Genomic DNA, 16,341 nt, shown 5'->3' on the forward strand with positions numbered 1-16,341 from the left:
TAATTGGGGTGGCGGACCGGTCGTAGGAAGACGTCATGGCATTCCTTCGGCAGGGAATGACCCTCTTCACCCGGCGAGCGGCTCGCCGATCTCGACGATCGCATCGATCTCGACCGCTGCGCCCAGCGGCAGCACCGGGACGCCGACCGCGGAGCGGGCATGGCGGCCGGCATCGCCGAACAGTGCGACCATCAGTTCCGACGCGCCGTTGGCGACCTTGGGCTGGTCGGTGAAGTCGGCCGTCGAGTTGACGAACACGCCCAGCTTCACGATCCGGCGCACCCGCGACAGATCGCCGAGATGCTTCTTCAACTGCGCGACGATCATCAGCCCGCACAGCTTCGCGGCCTCCTGCCCCTCTTCCAGCGACACGGTATCGCCGAGCCGGCCGGTGACGAGCGTGCCGTCCCTGAACGGCAACTGGCCCGACAGATGGAGCACATCGCCCACCGCCACGACGGGGACATAGGCGGCGACGGGCGCGGCGGCTTGCGGCAGCGTCAGGCCGAGATCGGCGAGCGTGCGGTCGATTTGGGTCGTCATGCCGCCACGGGTGCCCGCCGGCGCGGATGCGGTCAAGCCTTAGGCGGGCACCCCTGCGGCGAAGCGGTCGGCGATCCATCCTTGTGCCTCGCGCCAGTCGTCGATCCGGGCATGGGCGGCGGGGGCGGCGGGCGTCGCCACCGCCAGTTCGGGTTCGGAGATCATGTGCAGCCGGTGGACACCCGGCGCGTGGCGCGCGACCGAATCATGGTGGACCGCCAGATCATCGACGAACACCGTGACGGGGTTGCCATGTTCGGCGACCAGACGCGCGACCGGCTCGCCCTTGCCGCCCTGGTTGCAGACCACGCGGTGATCGATGCCGAAGGCGGCAAGCTGGTCGATCCGGGCCTGCTGGCAGGCATCGGTCAGGTTGGTGAGGATGACGATGTCCGCGGTTGCCGCCAGCGCGGCGATCGCCTCGGCGGCATGGGGCACCAACGTCTGCCGGGCCATCTCTCCCGGAAAGAAGCCGCCGAGCAGCCCCCACATCTCGGCCTGGTCGAGGACGGGGCCGCCATCGCGGCGCGACATGCTGGTCGCGAAATCGCCCGCGCCGATGCGGAAGTCGATCGCGTGGTGTTCGTCCAGCCAGCTGCGGAAGTGGCGGACCATATGAACCAGCACCTCGTCGCAATCGGTGATGAGCAGCGGCTTGATCGGGGGCGTCATGCGTTTTCCAGCAGATGATGGGCGGCGACCAGCGTTTCCGGTGCCTCGTCCAGGGCGGCGGCACAGGCGATCAGATCGGGTTCGTGCGCCAGAAGGAACCCAAGTACCGCTGCAAGCATTTGAGGGTGTTCGATTCGTGCACGCAGGTCCGCGGGTGTCAGGCCGGTCGTCGCCAGCAGGCGTTCTGCCCGGTCCGGTTCAGCCAACGTCCATCCCAGTGCATGCAGGGCGACCGCGCGAGCGGCGTCGATTGTAACGGGGCCGCGCATTGCGTATCATCCGGATATAGAAAGGGTCGGTCACCGCGTGGCGAAAAAGGTACTCGTTGTCGAGGACAACGAATTGAACCTGAAGCTGTTCTGCGATCTTTTGCGCGCGCATGAGTGGGTGGCGGAGCCTGTGCGCGACGGTCGCACGGCGGTGGCGCGGGCAGCGGAAATCCTGCCCGACCTGATCGTGATGGACATCCAGATGCCCCACGTCACCGGGTATGAACTGATCCTGGCGCTGAAGGCTGACCCGACGCTGAAGGCGATCCCGATCATGGCGGTGACCGCCTATTCGGGGCGGGAGGACGAGGAGCGTATTCGCGGTGCGGGCGCGGATGCCTATGTCTCCAAGCCCATCAGCCTGGCGCGCTTCATGGAGGCGGTGAACGCGCTGACGTGACGGGCGGGGTGGCGGCGGTCTTCGGATCACCCGCCCTGACCGTGTGTCCGTTGGCATCGTCGAGGGGGAGCGATCAATTACCTCGCAATGACGATAGGGCGGCTGCCACATCATCACGCTCGGGACCGAGCGCCATTGCGGTGTCAATGAATATGCGCACTCGATCGCCCCCGATACGAACGGGTCCAGCCGACGGTAACATGTAACGATAAAAGCCGCGGGGGTCGCCCGCGGCTTTCGTATCGGTAATCCAGCGTGGCGGCGGACCGCCAGCGCGGCTTACTTGATCTTGGCTTCCTTGAACTCGACATGCTTGCGCACGACGGGATCATACTTGCTGAAGCTCAGCTTTTCCGTCTTGGTGCGCGGGTTCTTCTTGGTGACGTAGAAGAAGCCGGTGTCGGCGGTGCTGACGAGCTTGATCTTGACGGTGGTCGGCTTGGCCATGAGCCCTAATCCTGAAAAAGAAGAGAGCGGCCAGCCGCAAGGCCCCCGCTCGATCAGTCGCCGCCAATGATGCAATCGCGCGCCTGAGTCAACCGTGCAGTCAACCGTGCGCGTCACTCGTGCGGACCGATCGTGCCGGTCGGTTCACGGCCCTTTAACCCAAAGGGTGCAGCATCCACGCCATCGCAACGACGAACGGACGAGGACAGGATGGCACAGATGGGCGAACTGGATGCGGTACGGGCCGAACTGGCCTCGCGACTGGCAGCGATCGACGTGCGGGCGCCCTATGCGCGATCCTGCGAACTGGCACCGGATGTCGACGCGATCCGGGTGATCGCGCACCGCAATGGCCTGAACCCCGCCGTCACCGTGGCGCATTTCCTCGATTCGGCACTGTCGCGGGGCGAAAGCGGGCCGTTGGTGCATGGCTGGCTGTCGCTGCTCGCCGATGCGATCGGCAGCGAGCGACAGGATGTCGCCGCGTGCGAGACGTTCGCCGCCGCCTGTTCGGTACGACTGGCGGGGTAGAAGCGCGGGAGCCATTTGCCGGACGGATCGTTGCGCAACCGAACCCGATCCGGAGCTTTGCATGGCCGACATCAATCCCGCGCTCGATACCCCGAGCGATCTGAACAGCAACGACACCCGCACCGTCGCCGACGCGCTCAACACCGCGCTGGCGGATTGCTATGCGATCTACCTGAAGACGAAGAACTTCCACTGGCACGTCTCCGGCCCGCACTTCCGCGACTATCACCTGATGCTCGACGATCAGGCGACACAGGTGCTGGGCGTGACCGATGCCATCGCCGAGCGCGTCCGCAAGACCGGCAACACCACGCTGCGCTCGATCGGCGATATCGCCCGTCGCCAGCAGATCGCCGACAACGACCGCGATTTCGTCGGTCCCGCCGAGATGCTGGCCGAACTGCGTGACGACAACCTGAAGCTGGTCGAGGCACTCCGCGATGCGCGCGAGCGGGCGGAGTCGGCGGGCGACACCGCTACCTCGTCATTGGCGGACGACTGGATCGACCAGGCGGAGGAACGCGCCTGGTTCCTGTTCGAGGCAAGCCGCAACGGTTGAACCCCGAGCGCTGAAGGAGACACGACATGCTGAAACTGGCCATCATCTTCCTCGTCGCCGGGCTGGTGCTCGGGGCGCTGGGCTTCGGCGGGATCGGAGGTGCTTTTGTCGGCATCGCCAAGATCCTGTTCTTCGTTGCGCTGGCGCTGTTCGTGATCTTCCTCGTGCTGGGGCTGATCGCGGGCAAGAAGGTCAAGAACGCGATACACTGACCGGTCCGTGCAGGCGCACCAGCCACAGGTCGGGTGGTGCGCCGAAACGGAGTGGCAATACACTGGTGCCCAGCCCGGCACCGATGACGACGGTACGTACCCCCTCGCGCACCACGCCGCAGGCGTAGCGGCGGCCAAAACGCGAGGCGGTATGGATGGCGCCGGCAAACGGCAGCACGATCTGGCCGCAATGCGTGTGCCCCGCCAGCATCAACGCGAGGTCGGCGGGCAGCGCCGGGGCGCTGTCCGGCGAATGGCCGAGCAGCAGCTTCGCACCGGGCAAGGCGCGCATCGCCGCCACGGTATCATCCATCCGGTCATGCCCGGTCGGCTCGTCGTCGATTCCCCCGATCACCAGCGGTCCGCGCTTTACCGCCTCGTTGGCGAGCAGCGTGACGCCGGCACGGCGCAACGTCGCGGCGACCCGCGCCGGATCGGTCCAGTAATCGTGGTTGCCCAGCACCGCGACGGTCCCGAGCGGAACCGTCAGGCCGGCGAGCGGCGCAAGCTGCGGCGCGGCATCGGCATCGACCGGCGCGTGCCCGGCGATGAAGTCGCCGGCCAGCACCACCAGATCGGGGTGCAGGGCGTTCACCTGCGCGACGATCCGGGTCAGCCGCGCCGCGTCCATGCTCAGGCTGCCGACGTGCAGGTCGCTGAGCAGGGCGACCGTGACCGGGCGGGCACCGGCGGGCCAGTCGGGCAGCATCACCGTGGTTTCCCGCACCCGTGGCGCCGATCGTGCCTGCCACAGCATCGCGGCGGCCAGGATCGTCGCGATCGATAAGAGCGCGGCCCCCGCCGCCAGCAGCCTGCGCATGATGACCCGATAGCGGGGTGTCGCGCACGATGCCACTGGCCGGCGCGTGCGGGTGGAGCGCAATCCCCATCATGCGCGTTGGCACCGGATGCACGCTTTCGCCGCGCTTCTCGATTCGCTGATCTATACGCGCAGCCGGCTGGCGAAGCTGAAGCTGATCGCCGATTACCTGCGGAAAACGCCCGATCCCGATCGCGGCTGGGCGATGGCGGCGCTGACCGGCGATCTCGACCTGCCCGGCGTCAAGCCGGCGCTGATCCGCGCGTTGATCGAGGAACGAGTCGACCCGGTGCTGTTCCGGATGAGCCGCGACTATGTCGGCGATACCGCGGAGACGGTGGCGCTGTTGTGGCCGGCACCCGTCGTCCCGCCCGAGGCCGCCGAGCCGCTGACGGTGGCGGGGGCGGTGAACCGGCTGCGGCATCTGTCGCGGGCGGACGCGCCGGCCGAACTGGCACGGATGCTCGACCGGCTGGACGCGGAGGAACGTTTCGCCCTGCTCAAGATGGCGACCGGGGGCTTGCGCATCGGGGTGTCCGCGCGGCTGGCCAAGACCGCGCTGGCCGATGCGTTCGGGCTTGATCTCGACCGGATCGAGGAGCTCTGGCACGCGCTGAAACCACCCTATGCGCCGCTGTTCGCCTGGATCGAGGGGCAGGGCGACGAACCGACCGCCGAGGACGTGCCGGTGTTCCGCCCCTTCATGCTGGCGCACGGGCTGGAGGATGCGCGCGTCGATCTGGCCGATTACGCGGCGGAATGGAAATGGGACGGCATCCGCGTCCAGATCGTCCATGTCGCCGGGCAGACCCGTCTCTACAGCCGGACCGGCGACGACGTGACCGGCAGCTTCCCCGATGTCGCCGCCGCCTTCGCCGAGGCCGGGGCGGTCGATGGCGAGTTGCTGGTGCGGGGCGAGGCGCAGGGCGGGACGCTGGAGGACGGCGGCGGCGCGGCCAGCTTCAACGCGCTGCAACAGAGACTGGGGCGCAAGACGGTGTCGGCGAAGATGCTGGCCGAGTATCCCGCCTTCGTCCGCCTCTACGACATATTGGTCGACGGTGCGGAGGATGTCCGCGCGCTGCCCTGGACCGAGCGTCGCGCCCGGCTGGAGGCGTTCGTGCCGCGTCTCGACCCCGACCGGTTCGACCTGAGCCAAGTGATCGCCGCTGCCGATTTCACCGAACTGGAGACGATCCGCGCCCGTGCGCGCGATGCCGCGATCGAGGGGGTGATGCTGAAGCGGCGCGATTCGCCCTATGTCGGCGGGCGTCGCGTCGGGCTGTGGTACAAATGGAAGCGCGATCCGCTGACCGCCGATTGCGTGATGATGTACGCGCAGCGCGGCAACGGCCGGCGATCGAGCTACTACAGCGACTATACCTTTGGCTGCTGGACGGAGGAGGGCGAACTGGCCCCGGTCGGCAAGGCCTATTCGGGCATCACCGACGAGGAACTGAAGATGCTCGACAGGTTCGTGCGCAACCACACCCTCAACCGCTTCGGGCCGGTGCGCGAGGTGGAGAAGACGCTGGTGCTGGAGATCGCGTTCGATTCGGTCCACGCCTCCACCCGGCATAAGTCGGGGGTGGCGATGCGCTTTCCCCGCATCGCGCGGATCAGGCTCGACAAGCCCGCCGAAGAGGCGGACCGGCTGGCGACCTTGCAGAAGCTGGTGACGTGAAATCTCCTGCCGTTGCTACGCGCAACGACAGGCCGGGTATCGCCGATGCCACCCCGCTTTCAGCGCCAGCGCCGCTCGATCATCGGGCGCAGGCGGATCGCCAGACAGATGGCCAGCGGCCAGAACAGCGTGTTGGCGATGTCGCCCAGCGTATCGGACCAGCGCCACGATCCGTAATGGAGCCGGTCCATCACCTCGTTGAACAATTCCGCCACCACCACCACCGACAGCGGCACGAGGCTGCCGAGCGAGCGGCGGGTGACGATCCGGGCCAGCATCAGCACCGCCATCCCGGCATGGATATGCAGCACGGTATCCGACAGGCCGGTGCCGTCGCCCAGCCACAGGATGAACCGCGCGTAAAAGGCGGGAGCGTCCGCCGCCGCCGCCGCACCGGAATTGTCGATCAATGCGCGATCGCTTTCGAACCAGAGAAGGAGGGGCCGGCAAGCGAGGGAGACGCCGCCGCGCAGGCGGCACGGAAACGCGACCCCAGTTGCGGCGCGAGCCGGCGGATGTCGAGCACGTTGACCCCGGCCAGCGCGATCGTGCCGAGGCGGGGATCGTCGGTCTCGATCAGGATGCCGGTCGCGGTGGACCGCACGCTGGGCCACGCGATCTCACGCGCGATCAACCGCGCGCCCAGCCGCTTCACCGCCGCGACCCGGCCATCGTCGGTGACGGCGAGCGCGCCGGCCCCGTCCGCGCCCACCACCGCACCCGCGACGCGGACGCCGGCCAGTGCGGCCTCCACCGCCTCGGCGGCATCCTCTGGCGTGCCGATGCGATGGTTGTGGCGACCACGCCGCCATAACCAGCCGAGCGACGCCGCCAGCCCCAGCACGACCACACCGATGATGGCGTAAGCCGCCACCGCCGGCACCGCGACGCCGGCAACCGCCAGCGACGCCGTCATGGTCATGCCCCTCCGGCCTTGCCGGCCGCCAGCGTATCCAGCATCGGCCGGATGCCCGACAGGTCGTAGCCTGCGCCTGCCGCCTGCGCGACGAGCAAGGTTGGATCGCGCCCGACCCGCGCGGCGGCCAGCGCCCACAGGTTGCACGAGCGCGTGCCCGAGCGGCAATAGGCCAGCACCGGCCCGTCCGCCGCCGCCAGCGCGGCGGCCATCGCCTCCAGCTGGGGATGGCTGAACCCCGCCTGCGTCACGGGGATGGCGTGATAGGCAAGCCCGGCGGCCTCCGCGCTGGCGCGGATCTCGTCGCCGGTCGGCTGGCCTGGTTCCTCGCCATCGGGGCGGTTGTTGACGATCGCGACGAAGCCGGCGGCGGCGATCGCGGGCACGTCGGCGGGGGCGATCTGGGGCGCCACGGCGACGCGGTCGTTGAGGGGGCGGATCATGATGACGCGACCTTAGGCGAGCTTTGTCGCGCCGTCAGCCCTCATGGTCGCGAATCACGTCGAGAAACGCGTCGCCGTAGGCATCCAGCTTGCGCGCGCCGATCCCCGACAGGATCGACAGCTTGGCGCGGCTGTCCGGCCGCTGCGCCGCCATGTCGCGCAACACCGAATCGTGGAAGATCACATAGGGCGGGACGCCCGCCGCTTGCGCCAGTTCGCGCCGGCGCGCGCGCAGCGCCTCGAACAGCGGATTGTCGGCGGGGTTGGCGGTGACCGGCGTCTCGCCGCGACGGCGGCGTTCGCGTTTGGGCGGGATCACGATCGACAGCCGTGCCTCGCCTTTCAGCAGCGGTTTCGCGGCGGGGCCGAATTCCAGCCCGCCATGCGCGTTGGTGCGCAACGCGTCGCGCAGCAGCAGCGCGCGCGCCACCGGCTTGACCAGCGCGGTTTCCTCACCGTCGACGATGCCCCACACCGACAGCCCTTCATGCCCGCGATCGATGCTGCGGTCGGTCGACTGGCCCAGCAGCACCTGCTCGATATAGGTGGCGCCGAACAACTGCCCGGTGCGGAATACGGCGGACAGGAACTTGCGCGCCGTCTCGGTCGCGTCGACCGCATCGGGGCTGCCCAGGCAATTGTCGCAATTGCCGCAGTCCTCGGCCAGCGTCTCGCCGAAATGCTGGAGCAGGATACGCCGCCGGCATCCCCCCGTCTCGACCAGCGCGCCGAGCGCGGCCAGCCGCTGCCGCTCGCCCGGCTGGCGTTCCGGCTCGACCTCGCCGATCCGCTGGCGCGCGCGGGCGAAATCCTCCGCCCCCCAGAACAGGTGCGCGACCGACGGATCGCCATCGCGCCCGGCGCGGCCGGTTTCCTGATAATAGGCCTCGATCGACTTGGGCAGGCCGGCATGGGCGACGAAGCGCACGTCGGGCTTGTCGATCCCCATCCCGAACGCCACCGTGGCGCAGATCACCATGTCCTCCGACGCGACGAAATCCGCCTGGTTCTTCGCGCGGATGTGCGCCTCCAGCCCGGCGTGATAGGCGCGGGTCGGGCGACCGGTCTTCGCCAGCGTTTCCGCCAGCTTCTCGGTCGCGGCGCGGGTCTGGGCATAGACGATGCCGGGGCCGGGAGTGACGGCGATCAGGTCGGCGATCTGTTTCGACGTGTTCGCCTTCGGGCTGATCGAATAGCGGATGTTGGGCCGGTCGAACCCCGACACGATCATGCCCTCGGTCGGGATGCCCAGCTGCTTGACGATGTCGGCGCGGGTATGCGCGTCGGCGGTGGCGGTCAGCGCGAGGCGGGGTACGTCCGGAAACGCATCCATCAGCGGTTCGAGCAGGCGGTAGTCGGGCCGGAAATCATGGCCCCATTCGCTGACGCAATGCGCCTCGTCGATCGCGAACAGGCTGAGTTTCGCCTCGCCCAGCAGATCGCGGAAATGCCCGGTCGAGGCGCGTTCGGGGGCGATGTAGAGCAGGTCGAGCTCGCCCGCACGGAACCGGGCCAGCGTCTCGCCCCGGTTCTGGTCGACCGAAGTCAGGGTGGCGGCGCGGATGCCGACCGCCTCGGCCGCGCGCAACTGGTCGTGCATCAGTGCGATCAGCGGGCTGACGACGACGCACGTCCCCTCCATCATCACCGAGGGCAGCTGATAGCACAGCGACTTGCCCGCGCCGGTCGGCATTACCGCCAGCGTGCGTTTCTGGTCCAGCACGCGGGCGACGACATCCGCCTGCACGCCGCGAAAGCCGTTGAAACCGAAGACGCGCTGGAGAACGGGAAGGGGGTCTGCGACCATCGACGTGTCTGTAGGGCCATGCGCCCGCCCGGTCGAGCCGGGTAAGACGATCGTTTCGCCTCCGTGGCGACATAGTCGTGGGTCAGGATGCCAGGCATGACGACGGGGGAACGGGACATGCGGACGGCTTTGACGATCATGGCGACGACCTTTCTGCTGGCTGGTGCGGCGAACCCCCCGCAGGAACGGGTCGTCGGCGGTGATGGGGTGGTGGCGGCACGGATCGCCGGTTTGCCGGCCCGGTTGCGGATCGATCCCGCCACGCCGGCGATGCCGCTGATCGATCAGGCGCTGGCGGAACGCGCCAAGCTGAAGATGGAAGGAAGCTGGGGGATCGGCATTGGCTATTTGGTCGGTGGCATCACGATCAACACGCGGACGCAGACGGTGCCGGTGGAATGGGGAACGGGATCGGGCATGAACGGTAAGGCAGGCAAGCGCCGCGTCGGCTGGGCGACGCGGCCGTTCGCAGCAGGTATGGATGCCAGCGTCGGCCCGGGGGCGATGCCGGAACCGATCGTTCGCTTCCAGTTGCGCGCGCCGCGACCCGGCGAGACGACGACGACGTTCAAGACTCTTCACGATACGGGGCTGTTCGGCATGTTCGGCAATTTCAGCGCTACCTTTGCCGAGATCATGGTCGGTGGCGCGCCGATGCGGCTGCGCTTCGACCCCTATCATGCCCGCACGCTGGCGACGGCGGGGGCGGCGGTACGACTGGCGTCGGCGCAGGGCGGCACCCTGTCCGGCGATGCCGTACCGACCGAGATATTCTTCGGGGTGGAACGTCCGGTCAGGACGATGATGCTCGCCCGTCCACTGGCGCTGGGGGCATTGTCGATCGCAACGCTGGGCGTCCGCATCCGGGACGAAGGACGAACCACCTCGATCAGGGAAGCAGGTGCGCCGATCGATCCCGTCGATCCGGACGAAATCGTGGTCACGGCGAAGGACGGCAAGCGTGACATGCGGCGGGATACGTTGTCGCTCGGCGCGGACTATCTTGGGCGCTGTTCGTCGATCGTGTTCGACAAGCCCGCCAAGGTGATCCGCCTGACCTGCGGCTGATTGCCCCCGCCGCCGATCCGGATAGGATGGTGGCAACAGACGGGAGAGGGCGATGCGCAGGGCGGCCATGATGCTGGGGACGATGCTGGGCGCGACCGCCATCGCGGCGGACCGGCCCGTCGCCGAGCGGATGGTGCCCGGGCTTGGCGAGGTCGATGTGCGGATCAACCGCCAGCCGATGCGATGGCGGATCGATCCGGCGGCGTTCAACATGCCGTTCCTGTCCGCCGAGGCCGCGCGCCGCGCCAAGCTGCGGGCGGGGGACGTGACGCTGCTGTACGCGGTCGGGCCGGAGATCGTGCGCGGCGACACCGGGCTGGCGACGGTGCAGGGCGCGCGGCGATCGACCGTCGCCTGGTTCCCGCGCCCTTATGCCGCGGGGCTGGACGGCGTGGTCGGGCCGGGCGGGCTGGCGGAACAGCGCGTGCGCTTCGTGTTCCGCCATCCCCGCCCCGGTGAACGAACGGTGACGCTGCCGATGATCGGGCAGGACGGGCCGCTGGGCAATTGGGGCAGCCTGTTCGCGCTGATCGAGGTGGGGGGCGAGCCGATGCGGGTGCGGTTCGATCCGCATCATCCCCACACGCTGGCCACGGCCAATGCCGGGCGGCGGCTGGCTCAGGCCTATGGCGGGCAGTTCGACGGCGACCCGTTCACCACCGAGATCGCGTTCGGGATCGAACGGCCGGTGCGGCCGATGCGGCTGGCACGCGCCGTGACGGTCGGGCCGCTGGCCCTGACCATGATCGGCGTGCGGACCAAGGATGTCGGCAGCAGCGCCGCGGTGCCGGAGGCGGGCACGCCACCGCCCGACCCGGACGAGATCGTCGTGGTCGCGCGCGACAAGCGCTACGATCCCGAACGCGACCGGCTGTCGCTGGGGGCGGACGTGCTGCGCCCCTGCTCGACCCTGGTGTTCGACAAGCGGGCGCGGACGATCGAACTGAGCTGTCTGGTGACGTAGCCGCTATTCCGCGGCGGCCAGTGCCTCGTCCCGCTCGCTGGCCTGTCGTGCCCACATCGCCGCATAAAGGCCACCACGACGGAGCAGGTCGGCATGGCTGCCGCGTTCCGCCACCCGGCCGCCCTCCAGCACGACGATCTGGTCGGCATGGACCACGGTGGACAGCCGGTGGGCGATGACGATGGTGGTGCGGCCGCGCTCCACCTGTTCCAGCGTGGCGAGGATATCCGCCTCGGTCCGGCTGTCGAGTGCGCTGGTCGCCTCGTCCAGGATCAGGATCGGCGGGTTCTTGAGCAGGGTACGCGCGATCGCCACCCGCTGTTTCTCGCCGCCCGACAGTTTCAGGCCGCGTTCGCCGACGCGGGTATCGTAGCCGTCGGGCTGGCGTTCGATGAAGCCGGCGATCGCGGCCCCGGCGGCGGCGCGGCGCACCTCGTCCTCGTCCGATCCCTCACGGCCATAGGCGATGTTGTAGCCGATCGTGTCGTTGAACAGCACGGTGTCCTGCGGCACGATGCCGATCGCGGCGCGCAGACTGGCCTGCGTGACAGCGACGATATCCTGTCCGTCGATGGTAATCCGGCCCCCTTCCACGTCGTAGAAACGGTAGAGCAGCCGCGCGAGCGTCGATTTGCCCGCCCCCGACGATCCGACCACCGCCAGCGTGGTGCCGGCCGGCACGTCGAGGTCGAGCCCGTGCAGGATCGGCCGACCGGGATCATAGCCGAACGACACGCCTTCGAAGCGGACATGCCCGCGCGCCACCGCCAGCGCGGGCGCCCCGGGCGCGTCGACGATCTCGGCGGGCGTATCGACCAGCGCGAACATGCTGCCCATGTCGATCGCGCCCTGCCGGATGGTGCGATAGACCATGCCGAGCAGGTCGAGCGGCCGGAACAACTGCGCCAGCAGCGTCGACACGAATACCACGTCGCCCGCCGAGAAACTGCCCCGGCTCCATCCCCACGCGACATAGGCCATGCCCCCGCCCAGCATCGTGTTGGTGATCGCCGCCTGCCCGACATTGAGCCACGCCAGCGAATTTTCGGATTTGGTGGCGGCGCGGGCATAGGCGTCGACCGCGGTTTCGTAGCGACGCGCCTCGCGCTCTTCCGCCCCGAAATACTTCACCGTCTCGAAATTGAGCAGCGAATCGACCGCGTGCGCCACCGCGCCGGTGTCGAGGTCGTTCATCTTCATGCGCAGCGCGTTGCGCCAGTCGGTGACCATCCGGGTGAACCAGATATAGACCGCGACCATCGCGACGGTCGCCGCGACCAGCCACACGCCGAAGCTGTGCCAGAAGATGCCGAGCACCAGCACCAGTTCCAGCAGCGTCGGGGCGATGTTGAACAGCAGGAAATACAGCATCGTATCGATGCTCTTGGTGCCGCGCTCCACCACCTTGGTCACCGCGCCGGTGCGGCGTTCCAGATGGAAGCGCAGCGACAGGCCGTGCAGATGGCGGAACACGTCGGCGGCCAGGCGGCGGGTGGCGTCCTGCCCGACCCGCTCGAACACCGCGTTGCGCAGATTGTCGAACAACGTCGTCCCGAACCGCGACGCGGCATAGGCGACGACCAGCAACACGACGAGCGTGGCGACGCCCCGGTCGCCGCCCGCCATCCGGTCGACCGCGTATTTCAGCGTATAGGCCGCGCCGAACACCTGCACGAGCTTGGAACACAGCACGAGCATCATCGCCGCGGCGATACGCAGCCGCGCCCCCGGCTGATCCTTCGGCCACAGATAGGGCAGGAAGCGGCGGAGCGTGGGGATCAGCGGCTGATCGAGGGTGGCGGGACCGGTGACGGGAGGCATCTGTATCCCATGTCGTGGGTGCGGGGCGCGGGCGCAACACCCGACAGCATCATCGTCGTCGGTCAAGCCGTTCCATCGCACGGACGGAACATCCGGACGGCACCATCCGTTCTATCCGGCGACTGGAGAAGCACATGGAACCGATGTTCTTCGTGATGGCGATCCTGGGATGCGGCGACGGCAACGGCCAGTGCACCGATGCCCGGATCGTGCCGACCCACTACACTACCATGGCGCAATGCCGCGCTGCGCTGCCGACGCAGCTTGCGGCGAACACCGATGTGCCGTTTCCCGTGATCGGCGCGGATTGCCGTCGTCAGGGCGTCGAGATGGCACAGGCCGCCGGCAAACCCCGCAACCGCGGTTAACTCCCGCCGGTCAGGCCGGCAACGTGACGATCGCGGTCAGCCCGCCCCCCGGCGTTTCTTCCAGTATCAGCGTCCCGCCATGCAACGTCGTGATGTCGCGCACGATGCTCAACCCGAAACCATGGCCGTCCCCTCGTTCGTCGAGACGGACGCCCGGTTCTGTCGCGCGCGCGCGGTCCGCAGCGGGGATGCCGGGACCATCGTCGATCACCCGCAACGTCACCATCCGTTCGCCCCGATCGGCGGTCACGCGTACGTGACGGCGGGCGTGGCGGGCAGCGTTGTCGATCAGGTTGCCGGCAAGCTCGTCCAGATCGTGCGGATCAAGCCGGACGGTCAGGTCGGGATCGATGTCGTGGATGACGGCGATGCCCCGGTCGGCGTGCAGCCGCGTCACCACCTGCGCCAGATCGGCCAGCGCGGGGGCGAGCGGCGTCGAGGGTGGACGACTGCCCCCGGCACGGGCGCGGCCGAGATGGTGACGGATGGTGGCGTCGATCCGGTCGACCTGACGGCGGCGGACGGGATCGTCGCCCATCGCCAGCGCCAGCGTCGCCACCGGAGTCTTGAGCGCATGGGCCAGGTTGGCGGCGGACAGGCGCGCGGTGGCGAGCGCGGCCTGCGTATCGGCGGCCAATGCGTTGAGTTCGATGGCGAGTGGCCGGAGTTCGGTAGGCTGATCCTCGTCGATCCGGTCGATCCGCCCCGCCCGCAACGCCGCCACCGCGTCGCGCAACGATCGGAGCGGACGCAGGCCGATCCGCAGTTGCACCCACGTCACCGCAGCCAGCAGTCCGCCAAGGATGGCCAGCGTCAGCAGCAGCGGCGTCACCGCTTCCCGGATCGGCTGCGCGATCACCGCTTGGGGGGCGGCGACGGTGATGGTCACCACCCCGCCGGTGGTCGCCAGCACATGGCGGCGGGCGTGGAGCACCACGCCGTCCGCGCCGATACCGTCGAGCGGAACCGGTGCCTCCGCCGGCTCCACCGGCATCGGCGGTCCGCCCGCCGGACCCGGCCGGTGATCGCGACCGTGATGACGGGGCATGGCGCGCACCGTCATCGTCGCCAGCCCGGCATCGCCCACCACCTCGCGCGGGGTGCGGATCAGCCACCGCCAGTCGCGTCCCATCGCCAGCAGCCCGCGATGCGTGCGCACCTGTCGCCCGTCGATCCGCCCGTCCGCGCCGACGGTGCTGGCGAGCAGTGCGATCTGCGCGTCCAGCCGCTGGTCGATCCCGCGCGTCACGAAGCGTTCCAGCACCCCCGCGATCGCCCAGCCCGCCACCACGAGCGCCACGACGGTCGCCAGCGCGGACAGCGCTGCCAGCCGCCCCCCGATCGAGCGCGGCCACCACCTCATGGCGCCTTCCCGTCCGCGGTCAGGCGATAGCCGCGCCCGCGCACCGTTTCGATCGACGACGCGCCGACCTTCTTGCGCAACCGGCCGACGATCACCTCCAGGCTGTTCGAATCGACATCGGCATCGCCTTCGTACACCCGCTCCAGCAGGTCGAGCCGTTCGACCACCGTCTCCTTGCGCAGCATCAGCGCGGACAGGACACGCCATTCGAACGCGGTCAGCTTCAGCGGCAGGCCGTCCAGCTCGAACTGCCCGGTCTGGGTATCGAAGCCGATCGCACCGCAGGCGATGCGCGCGGCGGCATGGCCGGCGGCACGGCGAACCAGAGCGCGCAGCCGCATCACCAGTTCCTCGACCCGGAACGGCTTCACCAGATAATCGTCCGCGCCCGCCTTGAACCCGGCGACCTTGTCCGACCACGCCTCGCGCGCGGTCAGGATCAGCACCGGCATCGTGCGGCCGGCGCGACGCCATTCGGCCAGCACGGCGATGCCGTCCTTCCCCGGCAGGCCGAGATCGAGGACGGCGGCGTCGAACGCCTCCGTCTCGCCCAGATGCGCGCCATCGATGCCGTCGGTGGCGAGGTCGACCGCGAAATGTTCGGCGCGCAGGGCGCGGGCGATCGCGGGGCCGAGATCGGCATCGTCCTCGACTAGCAGGATACGCATGACGGCCGGGCTAGCATCGATTGCGGGTGGGGAACCATCCCCGATGCTCCTGACGGCGCGGCCTAAACCGAGACTGAACGGTGCGGTTCAGGGGGCATCGGGGGCAAGGCGGTAGGAAGGGGCATCGAACATGAGGAGCAGATGATGAGCAGGATGACATGGTGGACGCCGCGGACGCGGATGGGACTGACGGCGGCGGCGCTGGTGGCGGCAGGTGCGGCGGGCGGTGCCGGCGCGGTGTCGATGACGCGACCGGCGGTCACGATGGCGCCGACCGTCGCCACCCCGATCGCCCGGCTGGCCGCGTCGAGCGGCGTCGTGACGGTCAAAGGTCGTGTCGCCGAGATCTATGGCGACCGGATGATCGTACAGGATGCCACCGGGCGGACGATGGTGGCGGGCAACCGCGAGGTGGCGGCCACGCTGACGCGCGGCAGCGCGGTGATGGTGCAGGGCCGCTATGACGACGGCCAGCTGCGCGCCGCCTATCTGGTTGATCCCGCCGGGCAGGTCACCGAGGTCGGCCCACGCCACGGACCGGGCGGGCCGGGACGCGATGGCCCCGGTGGCCCCGGACCGAAGGGGCTTCGCCATGGCCCCGGGGCTGGACCGGATCGGGGGCCGGGCGGCGCGCCGGACGGTCCGCCGCCCCCGCCGCCCGCCGATGGCGTGGCACCGCCTCCCCCGGCAACCGGTGCAGTGACACCGATCCCCGCCGCCGGCGCCACCGCGACGCCGCGCCCCGCCGGTGCGGCACCGACGCCACAGCGGTGACGTGAAACCGCG

The 16,341-nt window shown here is 69.1% G+C and carries 21 protein-coding genes; 9 read left to right on the top strand and 12 right to left on the bottom strand.

Annotated features, from left to right (window positions below):
• Positions 1-66: 66 nt before the first annotated feature.
• From IFT82_RS06910 to IFT82_RS06920, 3 genes are read right to left on the bottom strand one after another with little or no spacing between them, the layout of a single operon-like run.
• On the bottom strand, positions 67-543 hold the full coding sequence (locus IFT82_RS06910) for a RidA family protein (RefSeq protein ID WP_192125769.1): 477 nt from the start codon (positions 541-543) through the stop codon (positions 67-69).
• A 39-nt stretch (positions 544-582) separates the two neighbouring features.
• Positions 583-1,215, bottom strand: a complete 633-nt coding sequence (locus IFT82_RS06915; protein WP_199860361.1) for an HAD family hydrolase — start codon at positions 1,213-1,215, stop codon at positions 583-585.
• Positions 1,212-1,484 (bottom strand): DUF3572 domain-containing protein, encoded by a 273-nt coding sequence (locus tag IFT82_RS06920; RefSeq protein ID WP_192125611.1) that lies wholly within the window; start codon positions 1,482-1,484, stop codon positions 1,212-1,214. Before IFT82_RS06920 ends, IFT82_RS06915 begins: the two co-directional genes overlap by 4 nt.
• 37 nt (positions 1,485-1,521) lie before the next feature.
• On the opposite strand from IFT82_RS06920, the gene IFT82_RS06925 reads away from it, so the two are divergent.
• Positions 1,522-1,884: a response regulator gene (locus tag IFT82_RS06925; RefSeq protein WP_192125612.1), complete on the top strand. Its 363-nt coding sequence runs from the start codon at positions 1,522-1,524 to the stop codon at positions 1,882-1,884.
• A gap of 279 nt (positions 1,885-2,163) precedes the next feature.
• On the opposite strand, the gene rpmG is transcribed toward IFT82_RS06925, so the two are convergent.
• Positions 2,164-2,331 carry a 50S ribosomal protein L33 gene (gene rpmG / locus IFT82_RS06930; RefSeq protein ID WP_017977469.1) on the bottom strand — a complete coding sequence of 56 codons (168 nt, stop codon included), beginning with the start codon at positions 2,329-2,331 and terminating at the stop codon, positions 2,164-2,166.
• A gap of 210 nt (positions 2,332-2,541) precedes the next feature.
• Here rpmG and IFT82_RS06935 point away from each other — a divergent pair, with 210 nt between their 5' ends.
• The 3 genes from IFT82_RS06935 (at position 2,542) to IFT82_RS06945 (ending at position 3,633) form a co-directional block, all read left to right on the top strand.
• Complete coding sequence (locus IFT82_RS06935; protein ID WP_192125613.1) at positions 2,542-2,862, top strand: hypothetical protein; 321 nt, start codon at positions 2,542-2,544, stop codon at positions 2,860-2,862.
• 61 nt (positions 2,863-2,923) lie between these two features.
• Positions 2,924-3,421, top strand: coding sequence for a Dps family protein (locus IFT82_RS06940; RefSeq protein ID WP_192125614.1), 498 nt, complete (start codon positions 2,924-2,926; stop codon positions 3,419-3,421).
• Positions 3,422-3,447: 26 nt separating this feature from the next.
• A complete protein-coding gene (locus tag IFT82_RS06945) occupies positions 3,448-3,633 on the top strand; it encodes a DUF1328 family protein (RefSeq protein WP_192125615.1) in 186 nt (61 codons plus the stop codon).
• Here the strand turns inward: IFT82_RS06945 and IFT82_RS06950 are convergent.
• Positions 3,614-4,453, bottom strand: coding sequence for a metallophosphoesterase (locus tag IFT82_RS06950; RefSeq protein WP_192125616.1), 840 nt, complete (start codon positions 4,451-4,453; stop codon positions 3,614-3,616). The two genes, IFT82_RS06945 and IFT82_RS06950, sit on opposite strands and share 20 nt — an antisense overlap.
• 88 nt (positions 4,454-4,541) lie before the next feature.
• Between IFT82_RS06950 and IFT82_RS06955 the strand changes: the two genes are divergently transcribed.
• A complete protein-coding gene (locus IFT82_RS06955) occupies positions 4,542-6,137 on the top strand; it encodes a cisplatin damage response ATP-dependent DNA ligase (protein WP_192125617.1) in 1,596 nt (531 codons plus the stop codon).
• Between the two features lie 59 nt (positions 6,138-6,196).
• Here IFT82_RS06955 and IFT82_RS06960 read toward each other — a convergent pair whose 3' ends face one another.
• The 4 genes from IFT82_RS06960 to recQ are packed head-to-tail and all read right to left on the bottom strand — an operon-like array spanning position 6,197 to position 9,303.
• The gene (locus IFT82_RS06960; protein WP_199860362.1) at positions 6,197-6,547 is read right to left on the bottom strand and encodes a hypothetical protein; all 351 of its coding nucleotides are present in this window, start codon (positions 6,545-6,547) and stop codon (positions 6,197-6,199) included.
• Positions 6,544-7,059, bottom strand: a complete 516-nt coding sequence (locus IFT82_RS06965) for a hypothetical protein (protein WP_192125618.1) — start codon at positions 7,057-7,059, stop codon at positions 6,544-6,546. The genes IFT82_RS06960 and IFT82_RS06965 overlap by 4 nt, the downstream gene beginning before the upstream one ends.
• Positions 7,056-7,496, bottom strand: a complete 441-nt coding sequence (locus IFT82_RS06970) for a TIGR01244 family sulfur transferase (protein WP_192125619.1) — start codon at positions 7,494-7,496, stop codon at positions 7,056-7,058. The genes IFT82_RS06965 and IFT82_RS06970 overlap by 4 nt, the downstream gene beginning before the upstream one ends.
• Before the next feature lie 34 nt (positions 7,497-7,530).
• Positions 7,531-9,303 (bottom strand): DNA helicase RecQ, encoded by a 1,773-nt coding sequence (gene recQ / locus IFT82_RS06975; protein ID WP_192125620.1) that lies wholly within the window; start codon positions 9,301-9,303, stop codon positions 7,531-7,533.
• 138 nt (positions 9,304-9,441) lie between these two features.
• On the opposite strand from recQ, the gene IFT82_RS06980 reads away from it, so the two are divergent.
• Both IFT82_RS06980 and IFT82_RS06985 read left to right on the top strand, forming a co-directional pair.
• Entirely contained in the window at positions 9,442-10,371 is a 930-nt protein-coding gene (locus tag IFT82_RS06980; protein WP_207105744.1) for a hypothetical protein, read from the top strand.
• Positions 10,372-10,423: 52 nt separating this feature from the next.
• The gene (locus tag IFT82_RS06985) at positions 10,424-11,335 is read left to right on the top strand and encodes a hypothetical protein (protein WP_192125622.1); all 912 of its coding nucleotides are present in this window, start codon (positions 10,424-10,426) and stop codon (positions 11,333-11,335) included.
• 3 nt (positions 11,336-11,338) lie between these two features.
• Here IFT82_RS06985 and IFT82_RS06990 read toward each other — a convergent pair whose 3' ends face one another.
• Positions 11,339-13,156 (bottom strand): ABCB family ABC transporter ATP-binding protein/permease, encoded by a 1,818-nt coding sequence (locus tag IFT82_RS06990; RefSeq protein WP_192125623.1) that lies wholly within the window; start codon positions 13,154-13,156, stop codon positions 11,339-11,341.
• Between the two features lie 134 nt (positions 13,157-13,290).
• Here IFT82_RS06990 and IFT82_RS06995 point away from each other — a divergent pair, with 134 nt between their 5' ends.
• A complete protein-coding gene (locus IFT82_RS06995; protein WP_192125624.1) occupies positions 13,291-13,524 on the top strand; it encodes a hypothetical protein in 234 nt (77 codons plus the stop codon).
• 10 nt (positions 13,525-13,534) lie between these two features.
• On the opposite strand, the gene IFT82_RS07000 is transcribed toward IFT82_RS06995, so the two are convergent.
• Together IFT82_RS07000 and IFT82_RS07005 are read right to left on the bottom strand one after the other, a co-directional pair.
• Positions 13,535-14,887, bottom strand: a complete 1,353-nt coding sequence (locus IFT82_RS07000) for a sensor histidine kinase (protein WP_192125625.1) — start codon at positions 14,885-14,887, stop codon at positions 13,535-13,537.
• Positions 14,884-15,555, bottom strand: a complete 672-nt coding sequence (locus IFT82_RS07005; RefSeq protein WP_192125626.1) for a response regulator — start codon at positions 15,553-15,555, stop codon at positions 14,884-14,886. The genes IFT82_RS07000 and IFT82_RS07005 overlap by 4 nt, the downstream gene beginning before the upstream one ends.
• 144 nt (positions 15,556-15,699) lie before the next feature.
• On the opposite strand from IFT82_RS07005, the gene IFT82_RS07010 reads away from it, so the two are divergent.
• The gene (locus IFT82_RS07010) at positions 15,700-16,329 is read left to right on the top strand and encodes a hypothetical protein (protein ID WP_244646567.1); all 630 of its coding nucleotides are present in this window, start codon (positions 15,700-15,702) and stop codon (positions 16,327-16,329) included.
• Positions 16,330-16,341: the final 12 nt, after the last annotated feature.

This window comes from Sphingomonas sp. CFBP 8760 (genome assembly GCF_014841615.1).
Lineage (GTDB): Bacteria > Pseudomonadota > Alphaproteobacteria > Sphingomonadales > Sphingomonadaceae > Sphingomonas.